We start from the raw sequence: 18,981 nt of genomic DNA, 5'->3' as shown, positions 1-18,981 counted from the left end.
AGGTTTTAAAGGGTTTAGGCTAGATTTATCAACGGCAACGTTTTTGTAAAAGGATAGTTATGACTGTAAGTGTGCGACTACTACCTTTGATATTGGCTTTTTTCAGTATCAATTGTTTGGGCTATGACAGAATAACGGGGCAACCCTTTGCAAGTCGCTCAGAAGTTATTGCGAAGAACGGCATGGCGGCCACTAGCCAACCATTAGCCACGCAAGTGGCGTTGGATATTTTAAAACAAGGTGGTAGCGCGGTTGACGCAGCCATTGCGGCCAACGCCATGTTGGGGTTGGTTGAGCCAACAGGTAGCGGTATTGGCGGCGACTTATTTGCCATTGTGTGGGATGCAAAAGAAGAAAAGCTGGTAGGTTTAAATGCCTCTGGACGATCACCACGACAGCTAACCAAAAAGGTCTTTGCTGAGCGCGGTCTTCATCAAATACCCAAATTTGGTCCTCTGCCCGTATCTGTCCCTGGTGCTGTAGATGGTTGGTTCGCGCTACACGAGAAGTTTGGCAAACTGCCTATGTCAGCGTTGCTCACGCCATCTATCAAATATGCCCGTGAAGGTTTTCCGGTTTCCGAGGTCATTGCTTACTACTGGCAGATGAATCAAGAACGAATTGGCCATTACGATGGCTTTGCTGAGACCTTTCTTATCAGTGGTAAGGTACCGCAGAAGGGGGACATTTTTAAAAACCCCGGGTTAGCCGTGACCTATGAAAAAATAGCAACTGGGGGACGTGATGCCTTTTATAAAGGGGATATCGCCCGTACTATCGATGCTTATATGAAGTCCCAAGGGGGCTTTTTGTCATACCAGGATTTATCTTCACATACCTCTGAGTGGGTAGAGCCTGTTTCCGCTAACTATCGCGGCTACGATGTATGGGAGCTTCCGCCAAACGGACAAGGCATAGCGGCACTACAGATTCTTAATGTACTTGAGCACTACGACATAGAAGGAATGGGGTTTAACTCAGCTGACTACATCCATACCTTTGTGGAAGCCAAAAAACTTGCCTTTGAAGATCGCGCTAAGTTCTATGCGGATCCGGATTTTAATGAGATTCCCGTCGATTGGCTGATTTCAAAAGAATATGCTGCTGAGCGGCAAAAGCTGATTGACAACGAACGCGCTGCAAATCGTGTTGATGCGGGCATTTATGAAGGGGATACCATTTACCTTACCGTTGCTGATAAAGAAGGCAACATGGTGTCTTTGATTCAAAGCAACTACCGCGGCATGGGATCAGGAATGACACCGCCTGGACTGGGTTTTATTCTCCAAAACAGAGGTGAGATGTTTACCCTTGAAGAAGGGCACTTTAACGAGTACCGCCCAGGCAAGCGTCCTTTCCACACTATTATTCCTGCTTTTGTAACAAGAAACGGCAACCCCGTGATGAGCTTTGGGGTGATGGGCGGCGGGACACAGCCGCAAATGCACGCACAAATTATTGTGAATATTCTCGACTTCGGTATGAATTTACAAGAAGCGGGAGATGCGCCTCGCATACTGCACAGTGGTTCAAGTAGCCCAACTGGGGCGCTTATGACCGATGGCGGCTATGTGAGCTTAGAGTCTGGCTTTAGTGAAACCGTTCAACGAGAACTCATGGAGCGAGGGCATAAGCTGCAGCGCGTTGTAGGCGCATTTGGTGGTTACCAAGCCATTGCTTGGGATGAGCAAAAAGGTGTCTATTTTGGCGCATCAGAAACGCGAAAAGATGGACAAGCAGCGGGCTATTAAGCACACTAGAGTAAATATTAAGCGATAGATTATCTGCTCAATAAAGCTTAGCTTCACTTGAAAAGGTTTTTAAGTTTGAAGTAGTTGCTACAATTGATAAAAGGTTCGCAATACAAAGCGTGACGAATGTTCGTCAGCAGCGAAGCGTCATAGTGAGACGTTAATAACAAAAAGAGCGGCAATGACACAACCACAAAAAGGTCTCTGCGCTGAGCCCAACTTACATGCACAGTATTTGTTACTGAACGTAATTGACGATGATAGCCAAGCCGTGCGCGCAAAATTGTCTCGCGTGCTGGATATTTTTGAGCACTTCGAGAATGAGCATTACGAGGCTATGGTTACAGGGGTAGTAGCCATAGGTACGGGTTATTGGGCAGAAGTCTACCCGGGGTTGATACCCATTGAACTTGCCCCCTTTCCCGATATGCAGTGTGAAGACCGAAGTGCGCCCACCATGCCCTGTGATCTCTTTATTCAAATACGTGCTGATAGGTTAGATATCTGCCACGCCGTTGGCATTGAAGTGATGGACCTATTGCGTATTCATGTAGAGCTTGTTGAACAGATAAGAGGGTTTAGATATTTAGACGGGCGTGACCTCAATGGGTATCTTTATGGAGCGGATAACCCTCGTGGTATGAAGCGCAGAAAAGTGGGGGTTATCGGGGAAGATGACCCTGATTTTAGCGGTGGCAGCTATGTTCACGTTCAGCGTTATCGCCATGATTTAAGGCGCTGGAACAGCCTCTCAAGCCGCCAGCAAGAGCAGGTTATGGGTACAACGCAAGAGCATAACTTAGTCAGTAGTGAGCAGTCAGAGTCGTCACACAATGTAAGAGCAAGTACGGTCGCCCCAGATGGCGACGAGCCAAGACTAATAAAGCAAGGCATGCCTTACGGCGATATGATATCTCAGGGGTTATTCTTTGTAAGTTGTAGTGCGAGCGCGCGGCCTTTTAAACAGATGCTGCATAGCCAGATATACGGCAACGGTGAAGGCGACTACGACCGCTGGCTAGACTTCACCAGTGCCGAAACAGGTGCTGCTTTCTTCGCACCCTCGGTGACCTTTATTCGGCAACAAGCGAAGCTTTCGGAAAACTGAGAGTGTTGAATTAATGCTGAACTTCATTAGAAGCCGGAATAGCCCAGCAGGTTGTTAGTCGCTTAAAGGTGTTAAAGCGAAAAATGCTAAAGAACCAAAGCACCGTCCCAGTCAGAGGCAAGATCTAAGTTTTTGTAGATACGGCACACATCTAAGTGGTGATGTACAAGTGAGTCATTGGGGCTTATGGCTAGGGCCGTTTCAAAGTATGCAATAGATTCGTCCCATTGCTGATTGATTCTACACGCCAGACCCGCCGCTATTTTCGTTTGCACCGCAAGCTTCTTCTCTTGTTCTTTTTCTGGCAGGTGGCTGAGAATTTCATATATCTCGATAGGCGATTTTCGTCCTTTAACTCTGACCCAGTCAAGTAAGCGGGTTCTAAGGGAGTCGTTAGGGCCGATAATTTGTAGCACCTGAGCGCTTACAATAATATCTGCTTGGTATTTAGGCGTTAGGGCTTCTAGTCGGGAGGCGATATTTACACTATCGCCTATAACCGTGGTATCCATTCTATCCTCCGAGCCCACGGTTCCCATAATGACTTGGCCGAAATGAATACCTATCCCCATATTTATGGCTTCGTAGTCGCAGTTTTTCCGGTGCCCGTTATAAATCGTTAATGCTTTACGTAAATCCAACGCTGCTTGTACCGCATCTAACGCTTTTTCTTTGGGCGTGCCGCCTTGATGGTCGAATAGCGCCATAATGCCATCGCCCATAAACTTGTCGATAAAGCCTCGGTTTTGGTGAATAGGGTCATTCATTCGCGTGAAATACGAATTTAGAAAATTCATCAGTTCTTGCGGGGTAATACGCTCAGAAAAACCTGCAAAGCCACGAATATCACAAAACATGATGGCAACATCGTTTTCAGCAGCATAGCCCAGTTCCAATGAATCTACATCGGTGGTAGCCATATGTTCAACGAACTGGCGGGGTACAAATTTCTGAAAAGTTTGGGTAAGTTTTGAGGCTTCATCAGCAGCGGCCTGAAACCGGGCTTCGTCTGCAGCCTGCAGTGTTGCTTCATACTTACTCGAATTGCGGGATAGGGCTTTTCTCAGTCGATATTTGAAGCGCCTGCTTCGCCTGACATAAAGAATACTTATAACAGTGCTATAAACAGTAAGTGCAACAAGCGCGCTTATTTGCCAGTCCATTGTTAATCACACCTTTTAATTTCCTACAGAAAAACAGCAAAAATGCGGTCAATAATTATGCTGCCAAGAAAGTATAAAGGATAATTCGGCGTTAACACATTACTTTTAATTACATTTACAAAAAGTGTTAGCGCCGATTTTTAATTAACGGTAAGGGGCAATTAACTTATAGGGTTGAGAACACTTTATCTGCCGCAGCCAATGTTTTTTCAATGACCTCAGCATCGTGTGCTTTCGAGACAAAACCTGCTTCATAGGAAGCGGGAGCCAAATAAACACCTTGTTCTAACATACCGTGATAAAACTTATTGAATTGCTCGGTATTACAGTTAATCGCCTGCTTGTAGTTAGTGACTTTCTCTACGTCTGTAAAGAATATCCCAAACATACTGCCAGCAATATTAGTAGTTAGACTAATATTGTGTTTATCAGCTAGTGCCTGAAATCCATCGACGAGTTTTTGTGTATTCTCAAAGATAGAATCGTAAAGACCAGGCTGTTTGATTTGGGTTAACGCAGCAAGTCCTGCCGCCATAGCAACAGGGTTACCCGAAAGTGTACCGGCTTGGTAGATAGGGCCGGTTGGGGCAATATGAGTAATGATGTCGCGGCGACCACCGAAACAGCCCACAGGCATACCACCACCGATAACTTTACCCAAGCAAGTTAGGTCTGGTTTTACGTTGTAGCGTTCCTGTGCACCGCCACGAGAAACGCGGAACCCTGTCATCACTTCGTCAAATATAAGTACGCTGCCGTACTCATCACAGATAGTGCGAAGCCCTTCAAGGAAGCCTTCTACTGGGGGAATGCAGTTCATGTTGCCAGCGACTGGTTCAACAATAATACACGCAATATCATCGCCGTGAGCTGCAAAAATTTCTTTTACGCTATCTAGATTATTGTATTCGACCGTTAGCGTGTGCTCGGCTACGTTGGAAGGTACGCCCGGAGAGCTAGGCACACCAAGGGTTAATGCGCCAGAGCCTGCTTTCACTAAAAGTGAATCGGCATGACCGTGATAGCAGCCTTCAAACTTAACGATTTTGTTGCGGCTAGTGTAGCCGCGGGCTAGTCGAATGGCTGACATGGTGGCCTCTGTGCCAGAGTTAACCATGCGTACCATTTCCATAGATGGCACCAACTCGCTAACAAGTTCGGCCATGATCACTTCCGCTTCGGTTGGGGCACCGAATGAAAGGCCACTGTATGAAGCTTCAATCACTGCTTCGCGGATTTTTGCATTGTTATGACCTAGTACCATCGGCCCCCAAGACTGGATGTAGTCAATGTATTGCTTACCATCCGCATCCCACATATAAGCGCCATCAGCTTTGGTAATGAAGCGGGGTGTGCCGCCTACCGCTTTAAATGCGCGAACAGGTGAGTTTACGCCACCGGGAATGGTTTTTTGGGCGCGGGTAAATAGGGCTTCAGATTTTTGCATGTAATTACTTACTCTTATTGCTGTACCAAACAACATCGCGCTCATACTTGGTCAGAAGGTTTTCTATACCAAGGGTTAGCGCAAACAGGGCCATTCTTACAAGCACACCATTGTCGGTTTGCCTAAAAATAGCGAGGTTTGGATTAAGGTTTAGATCGTTATCTAATTCGTTGGCTTCCATACGTGAGTCACGAGGAAGTGGATGCATAATAACGGTCTTCGACTGAAAGTGTTTCGTGTAAATCGACTGATTTAAGCGGAACTTACCTCGGTATTTGTTCGCTTCTTCTTGAGAAGGGAAGCGCTCTTCTTGAATACGAGTTTGATAGCATATATCCGCATCCATATTTCCTTCGAGCGTATCGGTAATAGTAAGCTGGTGTCCAGCATTCTCAATGGCATCAATAACTGGCTGAGGCATAGCCAGCTCTTTCGGCGATATCAGCGTGAAGCGAATATTCTTAAACAGGCATAATAGGCGTGATAAAGAGTGTACTGTTCGACCGTATCGCAGATCGCCAATCATTGCGATATGTAATCCATCAATACCGTGACCGTTGTACTCAAGCTCACGTTTAATGGTAAATAGGTCTAAAAGTGCTTGGGTGGGGTGTTCGTTTGCGCCGTCTCCCCCATTAATTACAGGCACTCGACTACCTTCTGCAAACTCAGCGACGGAGCCGGCTGCTGGGTGTCGCATGGCTATAATATCAGAATAGCCGCTGAGCACTCGGGCGGTATCATAAAGTGATTCGCCTTTAGCAAGTGCAGAGCTCGACATGCCTGTAGTTTCTCTTACTTCGCCGCCTAAAAGATTAAAAGCGGTACCAAAGCTCACGCGGGTACGCGTACTTGGTTCGAAGAAAAGATTTCCGAGAATAGCGCCGTCTAATACGGTAGTGCGCTTTTGCCGCTTCGCATAAGGCTTCATGGAATTGGCGACTGAGAAGACTTTCTCAATGGCCTCGCGATCAAATTGATTAACCGAAAGAATGTGGTTACCGGTAAAGTCAGACATGCGCTTCTCAATCATCAACGAAAACGCCGCTAGTTTATAATACCGCTGGGGTTAAGTCATTAGCGCAAGGTTAATCTTACCTAACGTTTTTCTCGGTTTGACCAATTGGTAAAATAGCACTTGTGCTGTTTGAAATGGCTAGGATAATTTTCAGCTTTTACCACTTTGCTGCGTGTAATGAGTAAAAAGCAGCAGAATTTTCTCAGCGGCACTGTCAACGTGGGCTGTGATTTCGGCGTCTTCTAGCGGAGACTGGATGCCGCATAACATCATGGTGTGGTATTCGCCTTTAAGTAGAGCGCAATAATCCACGGCTAGCTGCTGCGCAACATCAGCGCTTAAGCTACCTTGTCCAAATTTTTCTATCACTGTGCTAAGTGTGGCGAGCGACGCTTCAGGACCTGCTTGATAAAACAAGGTGGCTACGTGTGGGCTATTTACCGCTTCGGCAATAATTACGCGAAATATAGCGATAGCTTCAGGGTCTTGTAACAGGCGTACAAACTGACACCCCACTTTTTGCAAGCATTCAAACAGTGAAAGCGAGCCTAAGGAGGCGTCGATAAGCTGCTGAGTGTCGAGTTGATACGAGCGACATTTTGAAGAGATAGCGGCTTTAAACAGAGCATCTTTGCTCTCGAAATGAGAGTAAACCGTTTGTTTAGACACTCCTGAGGCCTTAGCCACGGTGTCCATTGACGTACTAGCAAACCCTTCTTTTAAAAACAAGCAAGACGCGGCGTGCAATATAAGATGATATTTCTCTTCACTTTTGGGACGGCCTTGCTTTTTGATGTTAGCCACGTACGTTCTCACTTTATTGCAGAATATTTAAATATCAAACTGGACGGTCTAGTATTTATATACTAGCATAGCACAATAAGTATGCAAATATAGCCTAAAGCACACGCCCAATTGGTTAAAGGAACCGTTATGACTGCTGCAAATACACCGTCTAAAAGTGGCAAATTCACGTTACTTATTTCAATTGCCGTTTTTACAGCAGCACTGGTGGTATTACTGATGACTGCTGGTTTGGGGAATGCAACGCAAACGCCGGAGGCAAGACTACCCGTTGCGGTCTCAACAGGTACGGTCACCATTCAATCAGGCTTTGAAACGCCTATTAATGTGTTTGGTTTAGTTGAATCACCTAAGGCCACATCTTTATCTTTTGATGTCGCTGGTCAAGTTACCCGAATGCTTGTTGAAGAAGGGGATGTAGTCAGTCAAGGCGATATTCTTGCTCACCAAGATTTGCAGCGTCTAAATGCAAGAAAGAGAGAGCTACAAGCAGCGCTAGAGCGAGCAAACGCTGACCTTGCACTTGCTAAAGTCAACAGTGATAGGACCACCTCATTGGTGGAGAGAAAGCTAGAGTCAGCGCAACGACTAGACGAAGCAAAAGCGAATTTAAATGTAGCGAAAGCGCAGGTTAGCGAAATGCAGGCCGCGCTCGAATCTCTCAATGTAGAGATAGCAAAAACTACGCTCGTTTCGCCTTTTGATGGTGTTGTTAATCGCCGATTTTTTGATGAAGGCAGTGTGGTGAGTGCAGGAAGCCCTGTATTTGGCATTACAAGTATCGACAATTATCAAGCGCGTTTTGCGGTACCTGCTGACGTCGTAGAGCAGTTTGATGTTAATGAACCCGTACTTGTGCGTGTTGGTGATATCGATGTTGCTGGAACAGTATCTCAGCGGCTTCCAGTACGTAACGTGCAGACTCGAACCGTAGATATTCTGGTTACACTTAATAGTAACGAACAGGTTCGTCCTGGCGATATGGCAATTCTGTCTGCCTTCCGCTCTCATTCTGAAACAGGCGCTTGGCTTCCTGTAAACGCGCTAAGTAATGGCCTAAGAGGCTTATGGAGGGTTTTTGTTTTATCCAGTGAGTCAAACGCCACCATAGAAGCGCGCGTTGTCGAGGTGGTGTACACAGATGGAAATAAAGCGTTCGTTCGCGGCGCGCTCAAAAACGGTGATGTCTATGTTAATGAGGGCACCCATAAATTAGCGCCGGGGCAAATGGTAGCTATACCTAGCCAACAACATGCTGGGGCTCGTTAATGAAGTCATTTAACTTCGATACTGATAAATCCTACCCCTGGTACACGCTCTTTTACCGACGGGGCCATTTGCTGGTTTTAAGTCTATTGATTTTGATTACCGCAGGGTTATCGGCTTTGGGCTCATTACCGCGAATAGAAGACCCTCGAATTGATACAAGAAATGCGCTAATTATCACCCAGTATCCCGGCGCATCAGCCGAGCGAGTTGAAGCCTTAGTCAGCGACGTACTTGAAGACAGGTTAAGGGAGATATTTGAGATTAAGGAAGTGAAATCTACCTCTCGTGCTGGGATTTCTATCATATTAATTGAAACACAGGACTGGATAGACAACACCAGTAACGAGCAGCTATTTAGCGAGATCCGCGATGCAATAGGTGCTGCCGCTGAGTCATTTCCAGAAGGCGCAATGGCGCCAATATTCGATGAAAAACGCGGCGCGACTGCTTTCACCTTGTTGCTTTCTGTACGTGCCGACCATTTTAATAATACACCTATTACACTTACCGCTCGTTTGGCTCAGGAACTTACCGACCGACTTCGCAATGTTAACGGTACTGAGTTAGTGCGTGTATACGGCGCACCGCAGGAAGAAATTAGTGTCAACATAGACCCTATTAAGCTTGCCGCGACAGGCCTTACATTACAGCAGGTCAGCAATACAATCAGTCGTGCCGACCCCAAATTGCCTGCAGGTATGTTGAATACCGAACAAAGTAATCTGCGCTTTACGGTGGGAGAGGGCTTAAATGGTGTAAACATGATAGCGTCTATTCCTCTTGTTAATGAACAAGGGCGCTATTTGAGAGTCGAAGATGTTGCGTCGGTAGAACGCAGTTACACCACTCCACGAGGCGAAATAGCCTTTTTAAATGGTGAAGAGTCTATCTTTGTAGCCGCCCGCATGCAGCCCTCATTGCGTTCTGATGTATGGACAAAAAATGCATTAGCAGTGGTAGAGCAGTTTAATAAAGATTTCAGTGGAACATTAACCGCTACGGTGGCATTTGAGCAAAATGAATATACTGCCACGCGCCTTGCCGACCTATCGATGAATTTATTGATGGGGTGTGCGGTTGTCATGATGGTTATTCTACTTTTCATGGGGTTTCGCGCAGCATGGATTGTGGGGTTAGCATTACCATTGTGCGCCGCTTTTGCGTTGTTTTCATTGAGCTTTTACAACGAGCAAATACACCAAATGTCAATCTTCGGAATGATTATCGCCATCGGCCTGCTTATTGATAACGCTATCGTAATTACCGATGAAATACGCATTAACTTACAAGACCCTAACCTAACGCGGGTAGGAGCTATGGCAAAAAGTGTGTCTCACTTATTTGCGCCACTTTTAGCTTCAACACTTACGACTATTCTCGGCTTTATGCCTATCTTTCTTCTTGATGGAAATATAGGTGATTTCGTAGGGCCAATAGCGATAAGCGTGGTCATGGCGCTCATTGGCTCCCTGTTTATTTCACTGACTATTATTGCCGCGCTAGCCGCACGATTTTTACCAAAGCACGACAATGCATCCCAAGGTAAAGCCGTATCCAATTCGTGGTGGAAAGTGGGTCTTCAAGCGCCGCAGTTAAGCCTAGCTTTTAAAAGGCAGTTAGGTCGTTGGGTCAAACAGCCCATTCTCGTGCTACCGGTTGTTGCCATACTTTGCCTGTCTGGCTTTGTGCTGTCTTCGACATTGGCCAATGTGTTCTTCCCAAGCGCAGATAGAGACCAGTTTGAAGTTTATCTGTGGACGAAAGAAGGAAGCAGCATTGACAACACTACCCACTACGTTAAAGAAATTGATGCCGCTATTCGCTCCGAGCAAGGTGTAAAGCAGGTTAGCTGGTTGGTGGGCGGCTCTGCCCCTTCGGTGTATTACAATCAAATGATGACTCGCGATAACATGCCTTATTTTGCTAATGCCGTGGTTTCTACCCACACGGTAGATGAAGCGGTAGCGCTGGTGGGTGAGTTACAACATTCTCTCGATAGCGAATATCCTGAGGTACAAATTGTAGTACGAGCATTTGGGCAAGGTCCGCCAATTGCCGCGCCGGTAGAAGTCGAAATATTTGGCCCAGATCTTAATATACTGAATGACCTAGGCGATAAAGTTCGTATGTTGATGTCACAAGTTGACGGCATATCTCAGTCCATCACCAGTATCTCTATGGGCGAGCCCGAACTTAAAATCAATGCCGATAGCGATAACTTATCTTACCTTGGCTTAACCCTTTCTGAGCTTGCTAATCAAATGCAGGTTAATTTCTCGGGGATCACCGGTGGCTCGGTACTGGAGAGCACAGAAGAAATTCCGGTTAGGGTAAGGCTGGATGAGGCCTACAGACAAAACGTAACGGGTGTGGATGCTATGCCCATACCTGTAGCCGGTGACAATGCAATCTCGTGGTCACCACTGGCGGCGGTTACTAATTTAACGCTACAGCCTGCAACTAGCAGCATTACCCGTGTTGACGGAGAAAGGCTTAACCGCATTCAGGCGTTTTTACTGCCAGGTGTGCCGGCAATTGATGCCAGTAATCAGTTAAGAGACTTGCTTGAAAGCCAACTTGAACTGCCCGAGGGCTATAGAATTCACTTGGCGGGCGATGCAGATGAACAGCAGCAAGCGCTAGGCAAGCTTGCCACTTATGCGCCTGTTTTATTGGTTTTAATGATAACCACGCTCATATTGACGTTCACAAGTCTGCGTATGGCCGGAGTTATCGCACTTGTCGCGATACTTTCAGTGGGACTAGGAATGTTTAGTTTGTGGATTTCAGGCTTGCCAGTAGGATTCAACCCTCTACTTGGCTGTGCAGGGCTTATTGGTGTTGCAATTAACGGTTCGATAGTGGTCATTGCTGCAATCAATGCTAATCCCAAAGCAAAGCAAGGCGATACCAAGGCCATTGTTGAAGAAACCATGAGTTGTAGCCGCCACATACTCTCGACAACCTTTACAACGGTAGGCGGTTTAATTCCACTGTTGTTATTTAGCGAGGGAAGCTTCTGGCCGCCATTGGCTGTTGTGCTCGCAGGTGGAGTTGGTTTTTCGGTTATCTTGTCGTTAGTATTTACACCAACCATAGTGGCGGCATTTCAACGATATCGTTATAGAAACCACACATTAGCTTGATTTTGCGGTTAAACTATCCCTTTCTAATGAGCGTATAATAAGGGTGTATCAGCGTATGCGAAAATCTCATCCAATATTGCGCTGGTGGCAGACTGACTGCGTGAAATGTAAACGGGTCAGACTCTATATCGTTTGGGCCATAATTATGTTGGTGGTGTACTTGTATGTCTGGCACTAGTGTTGAACCTATCTATATCCGAGCTGCGTCAAAAAGTAACGGCATCACTAGCCTAGTATTGGGCTGTGTAGGACTTTTTGTCGCAGCATTGTGGCTGGCCTTTTTGCCAGATTGGTTGTTTTTAGCCGGTATTTTTCTGACAAGTGCGGCACTGGTGTGTTTACTAGTGGGTTATTTTAAGGTACGCGAGCCAGACTTCAGCTTAGAAATAGCCAGAGATTACATCACCTATCGCCACCGCCTCGGCAGTTGGCGAATTCACTGGGACAACCTCCAGCGTGCAGATTGCCCACGTGTGCGCCATGGATTAGATCACGTTCCCTTAGAAACAGTCGGCTTCAAAATAAAAAGCTATACTGATTTTTTAAATACAATATCACCTAGGCTTGCTACACACTTACTGATGGAGCAGCGACCTCTGCTAATGCAAAATACCGACGAAAACTGCGCGTCGGGAAGTTGTTACGAACAATCAATGTTTGACGATAAGCAATACGTTATGGAAGACGGTACTATCATTAAAGGAATAAAAGCCATGTTAGCTCATCGTATGGTAGAGCTTCGAAAACGTCTCGGTTTTGATATTTTTATAGCAAGCTCAGAGTTAGATAGAGACGCCAGCGAATTTGCTAGGTTAATCGCTGACTGTCAGCAATCACGGAAGTTTTTCCAAAAGGAAAACGCCACGCAATAACCAGTGCTATATGCGTGGCCAATAATTTGTTATACGCTAGGCTTACTCTCCCGTAACACTTTCTCTGCTTCAGCGATAAGTGCAGGTAAATGCTCATCAACAAGTTTATGCTGGCCTAACTTGAGCGCGCTTTCAGTATCATTCGCCAAATGCTGCATGCGCGGCAAGCCAGTATAACAACATGCACCATGAAGCTTGTGTACCTCGGTCTTTAGCTCTTTATAATCTTTTTCTTCCCACAGCGTTGAAAGTAATACAATGGTTTCTGGGAGCAGCTCTATAAAGCCGTCTAACATTTCTTTCGCGGTGTCTTGGTTTTGATTGGCATGTTTTAGCGCAAGCTGCCAGTCAACTGAGGGAAGCTCTATTTCCCCTGGTTCAATGCTGTGGCACCAGGATTTAATTAGGTTAATAAGTAATTCTACTTCGATAGGCTTAGGAAGATAATCATCCATACCTGATGCGAGTAATCGCTCCTGTTCTTCCTTAAATGCGTGAGCGGTGACAGCGATAATAGGCGTACCCATATTTACAGGAGATTTACGAATTTCCCTAGTTGCTTGTACACCATCCATCCCAGGCATCTGAACGTCCATTAAAATCAGGTCGAACTCTTGTGTCTGACACTGATTTACCGCATCTTGCCCGCTAATAGTTGTAATGAGTTCTACAGGTGAATGGTCAAGCCATGTATGCAGAAGTTTCAGGTTCATTTCCATGTCATCAACAGCCAATATTTTCACGCTAGGCAAACTGCTGATCTTCTCTTGCATGGCATTTTTCGCAGGCGTAGCGTGCTGGTTTACCAAGCTATCTAACTTAGTCAAGGTTATTGGCATACGTATCTGAGAATGGAAATGCTGCGATAGGCTTGGATATTGAGCGTACGGCTCGGGGCCAGAGTACCAGAGAATTCGTTTTGTGGCTGGAAACTGTACAAATCGGCTTAGGTAAGTATCACGCAATGCCATTTTGCTTACCGGTACCGTTGCCATGAAGAAGTCATATTGACCGTTTAGCGTAGCTAAATAGTCTAACGATTCCACTGAGGTGACCTTGGCACCCAATATAGACAACATATTAGCGCTAGAGCGGCGGGTTGCGGGAATGGGGTCGAAATTAACCACGTTTTTATCTTTCCAGTCTTCGCTGCTCGTCAATGAATACTTTTGGCTAAGCTGATTCATACGAAGAGAGACGCTAAACGTAGAGCCCTGGCCCAGCACACTCTTAAGCGAAAGGTCTCCGTTCATCAGGCGAACGAGTTCCCTGCTAATAACAAGGCCTAAGCCTGTACCTTGGTAATTTCGATTTAGTGCATCGTCTACCTGTGAAAACGCGCTGAAGAGCTTTTTCCTGTCTTGACGACTAATACCAATTCCCGTGTCTTCAACGACAATATTTAATTCGTGGATACCATGAGGAAGCGAGCGCCCGCTTGCTGAGAATGTAATGGCTCCACTAGAGGTAAACTTAAGCGCGTTACTGAGTAAGTTGTTTAGCACTTGCTTGATGCGAAATACATCGCCAATAAGTTTTTCAGGCAGCGGATTTAAGTCGAAAACGAACTCAATGCGCTTGCTGTGCGAAGATTTGGCCATAATAGTGACCATCTCTTCGAGCAGTTTATTAGGCGAAAAAGGTTGGTTGTTTATTTGAAGTTTGCCCGCTTCAATTTTTGAAAAGTCGAGTACGTCGTTAACAATCGTGAGCAGGTTTTCAGCTGCAGTATTAACGATCCGAACCTGCTCTTGTTGGTCCGTAGGTAGCAATGCGTTATTGAGTTCTTTGCTAAACCCCAATATTGCATTTAGCGGCGTGCGTATCTCATGACTCATGTTTGCAAGGAATTGAGATTTTACGTTACTGGCCTTGATGGCGTCTTTTCGCGCAATGTCTAAGCGTGCATTCTGCTCTTCAATAAGCTCAACATTATTGCGTAAATCATCGGTTGCTTGTTCTACTTCGCTTTCAAGCTGGCTTCGACTTTTCTCCATGAGTGCGAAAGAAAAAAGTCCAGCTTCTAGGAAAACGCCAACTTGGAAGCAGTAGGTAGTAAAGTCGTTAGAGGGCAGCACACCGATAAGGCTTAACATGCCAATAATGGCACCGGTAGCAAGCATGCCCCATGCAAAAATAAAGTAGCGTGCAGGTCTGAAATTATTGAGGAAGGCCTCCACCCCTGCGTAGATGTAGCTCAAAATCGCTACCAGCCCTACGCCATATACCAGATTGTTCTTCCAGATAGAGGGAAGAAGATCGACAAAGCACACGAGTCCAGTGAGCGCTTGGCACACCAATAATAAGTTTATAATAGGGTGAGCAGTGGGCGAGTGCTTTTCGGTTTCTAAGAAGGTCATGGTAAACAAGCCTGAACTGATACCGATAATGACGAATATCAATTCCGAATGACCGACTAGCCAAGACGGAATACCTTGAGTAAATAAGAGGTGTGTATGACCGCCCCACACGAATTGCCATAATATTACCGCTAATATGTATCCAACATAAGCAACCAGGCTTTTCTCTTTTACACCGAAAAATAAGGCTAAATTATAAATGGCAAGTATGAGTAAGCCACCGTAAAAAAAGCCCCAGAGCAAACTGTCCATTTGGAAATAGCTGCTGTGCAAAGGCTCAGCTTGTATGCGAAGTGGAGCGATGAGGCTTGATGAATGACTCTCAATGCGTATGTAAAGGTCAACTGGGTCGCTGTTAGCGAGTTCAACCCGAAAGGTAGGAACGCGAAAACGCTGCTCTTTTTGCGCCTTACCTTGATGACTTTGACTAATCACCTTTCCATTTTGTACTAAATAGAAATCAACGTTATCGAGCTGACTAAAGTTTATTGAAAATACCCAGTTTTTGTCGTTTGAAACATTGGCAACGGATGTTAGCAACCACATACCATTATTGCGAAAACCAAAGTTAGGGTTTCCGTGAGGATGCATAAGAAAGTCATTTCGTCTTCTTGATACATCCCCAATGGTAAGCTGGTAATCGGTTTCGAATAGAAAGTACAGGGAGTCTGATAAATCTAGCGTACTTTGTTCGTCAAATAGCTGCTCGATATGCTGCGCTTGGGAACAAGAAGGCCAGAAGCTAGCTAGCAAAATAAATAGGAAAGAAAGTGCGCGAAAGGTTGCCATATTATTCTGTACTTTAACTACCATTTAAATAAGGGTTTTATTATTTTTAAGGCGAATGTTGAACGCAAAATTCAGCCCAATCTATTTAAACACTCTATTTGCAGAATAACAAAGCAAACAATTAACATGTTGATAGCATTTAGAGTGCGAGGATCTTTGCTAAATAGCTAAGACTGTGGGGCATAGGCTATTTGAAAAATGGTGACAATTGTTTTCAAAGATTGCACACAAATGCGGTTTACCCCACAATAGCGTAAACGCTCGCGTACATTCAGTAAGTAGTGCGCTACAACACAACGCGAATGGCGGCCTTTCTATTACGAGCGCATTGGTATTAATAACAAAACGAAAAAACTATCATGAGTGACGAGATCATCATTAATCGCGATGGGGTAGAGCAACTTCCTCTTCGACGTTTCACCGAAGACGCTTATCTAAACTATTCCATGTACGTCATCATGGACCGTGCTCTTCCGCATATTTCCGATGGTTTAAAGCCGGTACAGCGACGTATTATTTATGCGATGTCCGATTTAGGCTTAAGCGCGAATGCAAAATATAAAAAGTCTGCCAGAACCGTAGGTGATGTACTTGGTAAATTTCACCCACATGGTGACTCTGCCTGCTACGAAGCCATGGTGCTTATGGCGCAGCCTTTCTCATATCGCTATCCCTTGGTTGACGGTCAGGGGAACTGGGGCGCACCGGATGACCCTAAATCGTTTGCAGCCATGCGTTATACCGAAGCTAAGCTTTCTCGATTCTCGGAAGTGCTGTTAAACGAACTTGGCCAAGGCACGGTAGACTGGGTGCCCAACTTCGACGGTACGTTAGAAGAACCAAGTGTATTACCTGCCCGTTTACCGCACATACTGCTTAACGGTGTGACAGGTATCGCAGTAGGCATGGCCACTGATATTCCACCGCACAATGTAAGAGAGTTGGCTAACGCATGCGCTATGCTGCTGGACAACAGTAAAGCTGAGCTTAGCGACGTCCTAGAACATGTTAATGGGCCAGACTACCCCACTGAAGCCGAAATTATTACGCCAAAAGCCGATATTAAAAAGCTTTACGAGACTGGGCGTGGCTCAATAAAAATGCGTGCTGTCTACGGCGAAGAGAATGGGGATGTGGTCATTACTGCTCTACCTCATCAGGCGTCTGGCGCCAAGATCCTGGAGCAAATAGCTTCGCAAATGCAGGCGAAAAAGCTGCCAATGGTAAGTGACCTGCGCGATGAATCGGACCATGAAAATCCAACTCGCTTAGTTATTACTCCTCGTTCAAATCGCATTGACGTTACCCAATTAATGCAGCATTTGTTTGCAACTACCGACCTTGAGAAAAATTACCGCGTTAACCTGAACATGATAGGCCTAGACGGTCGCCCTCAGGTTAAAGACTTGCGTACTATTTTATCTGAGTGGTTGCAGTATCGAAAAGATACAGTGACACGACGTTTGCAGTATCGCTTAGATAAAGTATTGGCGCGTCTACATATTTTAGAAGGTTTGTTAATTGCGTTTTTGAATATCGATGAAGTTATCGAAATTATTCGTACCTATGACAAACCCAAGCCTGAGCTTATGTCGCGTTTTGGTTTAAGTGATAAACAGGCCGAAGCCATTTTAGAGCTGAAACTTCGCCACTTAGCCAAATTAGAAGAAATGAAAATTAAGGGTGAGCAGGACGAGCTCGCTGCCGAGCGAGACAAGCTACAGCAACTGCTTGGCTCAGACCGTCGCCTTAAAACCCTCATTAAAAAAGAAATTCTTGCTGATGCTGAGAAATACGGTGACGACAGGCGTTCACCTATTGTCGAGCGTAGCGAGGCTAAAGCGCTGTCTGAAAAAGAGTTAGTGCCTGCGGAATCAGTTACAGTTGTACTTTCAGAAAAAGGCTGGGCACGTTGTGCAAAAGGTCACGATATTGATGCTGAAGGACTAAGCTATAAAGCGGGTGATGCTTATTTATCTAGCGCCGAAGGCAAAAGTAATCAGCCTGCCGTATTTATGGATAGCTCAGGACGAACATTCTCGTGTGACGCTCACGGGCTTCCCTCTGCACGAAGTCAAGGCGAGCCTTTAACCGGGCGCTTTAGTATTGTTGGTGGGGAATCCTTCCAGCACGTGATTATGGCGCAAGACGAGAGTAAGTTCTTGGTGGGTTCTGATGCGGGCTATGGCTTCGTCGGCACATTCAAAGATATGGTTAGCAAGAATAAAGCGGGTAAAGCCTACTTGTCATTGCCTACAGCAGCGAAAGTAATGAAACCAATGCCAGTGACTAACCCGGACTCTGATTGGTGTTTAAGTATTTCTAACGAAGGGCGCATGCTTATGTTCCCGCTTCGCGACTTGCCAAGTTTAGGCAAAGGAAAAGGAAATAAGCTGATCAATATTCCTTCAGCAAAATCACAGTCTCGTGAAGAGTATGTCAAAGTGCTGACCGTCGTGCCTGACGGCGCGGCCATTAAGGTTGGAGCAGGGAAGCGCAACATGACGTTAAGCGCTGAAGACCTTACCCACTATCAGGGGGAAAGGGGGCGTAGGGGGAATAAATTGCCTCGCGGTTTACAGCGGGTGGATAGCGTAGAAGTAGTGCTATCAAATAAAGACGAAGCTCCTGAAGATTTGTCATAAAGTTTAAGTTGTTCTTATGCTTAAGTGAACTACACTCATTAAAGGAATGAACGAGGAATTTGCATGTTAGGCATAGTTTTTACATCATTAATCGATATGCTTGAGGAGAAGGTTTCTCCCGAGTTCGCTGATGATGTCATCATGGAAGCTGGGTTAGAGAACGACGGAGCTTATACCGCAGTGGGTTATTACCCGTTTGAACAGATGCAACGCCTGGTAGGTGTGCTGGTAGAGAGAACGGGTAAATCTGCTAACGAACTCTTATACGATTTTGGTTTTTATTTATTCGGTAAGTTAGGGGCCGTACACGGTGACGTATTAGCCAATACCAATAGCATGCTAGACATGTTGGAGCACTTGGACGGCGATATCCATGTCCAGGTTAAAAAGCTTTATCCTGACGCAGACCTCCCGCGTTTTAAGGTGCTGTCACGCACAGACACCTCCATGCGCCTACAATATTACTCTGAGAGAGAGTTATATCCCCTAGCTGAGGGCTTGATGGACGCCGCTGCAGCCTATTACAACTGCAAACTTGAAAGGGAAACCCATCAACTAGAAACGCCTCACACGTACGAATTTAGCATATCTCTTGTTGTTTAACGGGGG

12 protein-coding genes are annotated in these 18,981 nt (G+C 45.7%); 7 read left to right on the top strand and 5 right to left on the bottom strand.

Going from position 1 to position 18,981, the window contains the following annotated elements:
* Positions 1-59: 59 nt before the first annotated feature.
* Positions 60-1,751 carry a gamma-glutamyltransferase gene (gene ggt / locus ACYX4N_RS19145; RefSeq protein ID WP_476055167.1) on the top strand — a complete coding sequence of 564 codons (1,692 nt, stop codon included), beginning with the start codon at positions 60-62 and terminating at the stop codon, positions 1,749-1,751.
* Between the two features lie 181 nt (positions 1,752-1,932).
* Positions 1,933-2,859: a Dyp-type peroxidase gene (locus ACYX4N_RS19140; protein ID WP_476055166.1), complete on the top strand. Its 927-nt coding sequence runs from the start codon at positions 1,933-1,935 to the stop codon at positions 2,857-2,859.
* Positions 2,860-2,945: 86 nt separating this feature from the next.
* Here the strand turns inward: ACYX4N_RS19140 and ACYX4N_RS19135 are convergent, their stop codons facing one another.
* The 4 genes from ACYX4N_RS19135 to ACYX4N_RS19120 all read right to left on the bottom strand — a co-directional run bounded on the left by ACYX4N_RS19135 (position 2,946) and on the right by ACYX4N_RS19120 (position 7,291).
* Positions 2,946-4,022 carry an adenylate/guanylate cyclase domain-containing protein gene (locus ACYX4N_RS19135; RefSeq protein ID WP_476055165.1) on the bottom strand — a complete coding sequence of 359 codons (1,077 nt, stop codon included), beginning with the start codon at positions 4,020-4,022 and terminating at the stop codon, positions 2,946-2,948.
* Positions 4,023-4,188: 166 nt separating this feature from the next.
* Positions 4,189-5,469 carry a glutamate-1-semialdehyde 2,1-aminomutase gene (gene hemL, locus ACYX4N_RS19130; RefSeq protein WP_476055164.1) on the bottom strand — a complete coding sequence of 427 codons (1,281 nt, stop codon included), beginning with the start codon at positions 5,467-5,469 and terminating at the stop codon, positions 4,189-4,191.
* Between the two features lie 4 nt (positions 5,470-5,473).
* On the bottom strand, positions 5,474-6,487 hold the full coding sequence (locus tag ACYX4N_RS19125; RefSeq protein ID WP_476056474.1) for an aspartate carbamoyltransferase: 1,014 nt from the start codon (positions 6,485-6,487) through the stop codon (positions 5,474-5,476).
* 150 nt (positions 6,488-6,637) lie between these two features.
* The gene (locus tag ACYX4N_RS19120; protein WP_476055163.1) at positions 6,638-7,291 is read right to left on the bottom strand and encodes a TetR/AcrR family transcriptional regulator; all 654 of its coding nucleotides are present in this window, start codon (positions 7,289-7,291) and stop codon (positions 6,638-6,640) included.
* Between the two features lie 129 nt (positions 7,292-7,420).
* On the opposite strand from ACYX4N_RS19120, the gene ACYX4N_RS19115 reads away from it, so the two are divergent.
* From ACYX4N_RS19115 to ACYX4N_RS19105, 3 genes are all read left to right on the top strand, one after another.
* On the top strand, positions 7,421-8,560 hold the full coding sequence (locus ACYX4N_RS19115) for an efflux RND transporter periplasmic adaptor subunit (protein WP_476055162.1): 1,140 nt from the start codon (positions 7,421-7,423) through the stop codon (positions 8,558-8,560).
* Positions 8,560-11,706, top strand: a complete 3,147-nt coding sequence (locus ACYX4N_RS19110; RefSeq protein ID WP_476055161.1) for an efflux RND transporter permease subunit — start codon at positions 8,560-8,562, stop codon at positions 11,704-11,706. The genes ACYX4N_RS19115 and ACYX4N_RS19110 overlap by 1 nt, the downstream gene beginning before the upstream one ends.
* 164 nt (positions 11,707-11,870) lie before the next feature.
* The gene (locus ACYX4N_RS19105) at positions 11,871-12,578 is read left to right on the top strand and encodes a DUF2982 domain-containing protein (protein ID WP_474809106.1); all 708 of its coding nucleotides are present in this window, start codon (positions 11,871-11,873) and stop codon (positions 12,576-12,578) included.
* 29 nt (positions 12,579-12,607) lie between these two features.
* Here the strand turns inward: ACYX4N_RS19105 and ACYX4N_RS19100 are convergent, their stop codons facing one another.
* The gene (locus ACYX4N_RS19100; RefSeq protein WP_476055160.1) at positions 12,608-15,727 is read right to left on the bottom strand and encodes a hybrid sensor histidine kinase/response regulator; all 3,120 of its coding nucleotides are present in this window, start codon (positions 15,725-15,727) and stop codon (positions 12,608-12,610) included.
* Positions 15,728-16,086: 359 nt separating this feature from the next.
* Between ACYX4N_RS19100 and parC the strand changes: the two genes are divergently transcribed.
* Both parC and ACYX4N_RS19090 read left to right on the top strand, forming a co-directional pair.
* Entirely contained in the window at positions 16,087-18,372 is a 2,286-nt protein-coding gene (parC, locus tag ACYX4N_RS19095; RefSeq protein WP_474853304.1) for a DNA topoisomerase IV subunit A, read from the top strand.
* A 63-nt stretch (positions 18,373-18,435) separates the two neighbouring features.
* Complete coding sequence (locus tag ACYX4N_RS19090; RefSeq protein WP_474828251.1) at positions 18,436-18,975, top strand: heme NO-binding domain-containing protein; 540 nt, start codon at positions 18,436-18,438, stop codon at positions 18,973-18,975.
* The last annotated feature ends 6 nt before the right edge of the window (positions 18,976-18,981 follow it).

The organism is Alteromonas sp. ABH4_452, from assembly GCF_056311825.1.
This window is presented reverse-complemented; position numbering and strand designations above follow the sequence as displayed.

Bases quoted from the DNA above. Each gene is read 5' to 3' on its own strand.
- ACYX4N_RS19110 (WP_476055161.1), top strand. From the start codon at position 8,560: ATGAAGTCATTTAACTTCGATACTGATAAATCCTACCCCTGGTACACG.
- ACYX4N_RS19090 (WP_474828251.1), top strand. From the start codon at position 18,436: ATGTTAGGCATAGTTTTTACATCATTAATCGATATGCTTGAGGAGAAG.
- ACYX4N_RS19100 (WP_476055160.1), bottom strand. From the start codon at position 15,727: ATGGCAACCTTTCGCGCACTTTCTTTCCTATTTATTTTGCTAGCTAGC.
- ACYX4N_RS19140 (WP_476055166.1), top strand. From the start codon at position 1,933: ATGACACAACCACAAAAAGGTCTCTGCGCTGAGCCCAACTTACATGCA.
- ACYX4N_RS19115 (WP_476055162.1), top strand. From the start codon at position 7,421: ATGACTGCTGCAAATACACCGTCTAAAAGTGGCAAATTCACGTTACTT.
- ggt (WP_476055167.1), top strand. From the start codon at position 60: ATGACTGTAAGTGTGCGACTACTACCTTTGATATTGGCTTTTTTCAGT.
- hemL (WP_476055164.1), bottom strand. From the start codon at position 5,469: ATGCAAAAATCTGAAGCCCTATTTACCCGCGCCCAAAAAACCATTCCC.
- ACYX4N_RS19135 (WP_476055165.1), bottom strand. From the start codon at position 4,022: ATGGACTGGCAAATAAGCGCGCTTGTTGCACTTACTGTTTATAGCACT.
- ACYX4N_RS19105 (WP_474809106.1), top strand. From the start codon at position 11,871: ATGTCTGGCACTAGTGTTGAACCTATCTATATCCGAGCTGCGTCAAAA.
- ACYX4N_RS19125 (WP_476056474.1), bottom strand. From the start codon at position 6,487: ATGTCTGACTTTACCGGTAACCACATTCTTTCGGTTAATCAATTTGAT.
- parC (WP_474853304.1), top strand. From the start codon at position 16,087: ATGAGTGACGAGATCATCATTAATCGCGATGGGGTAGAGCAACTTCCT.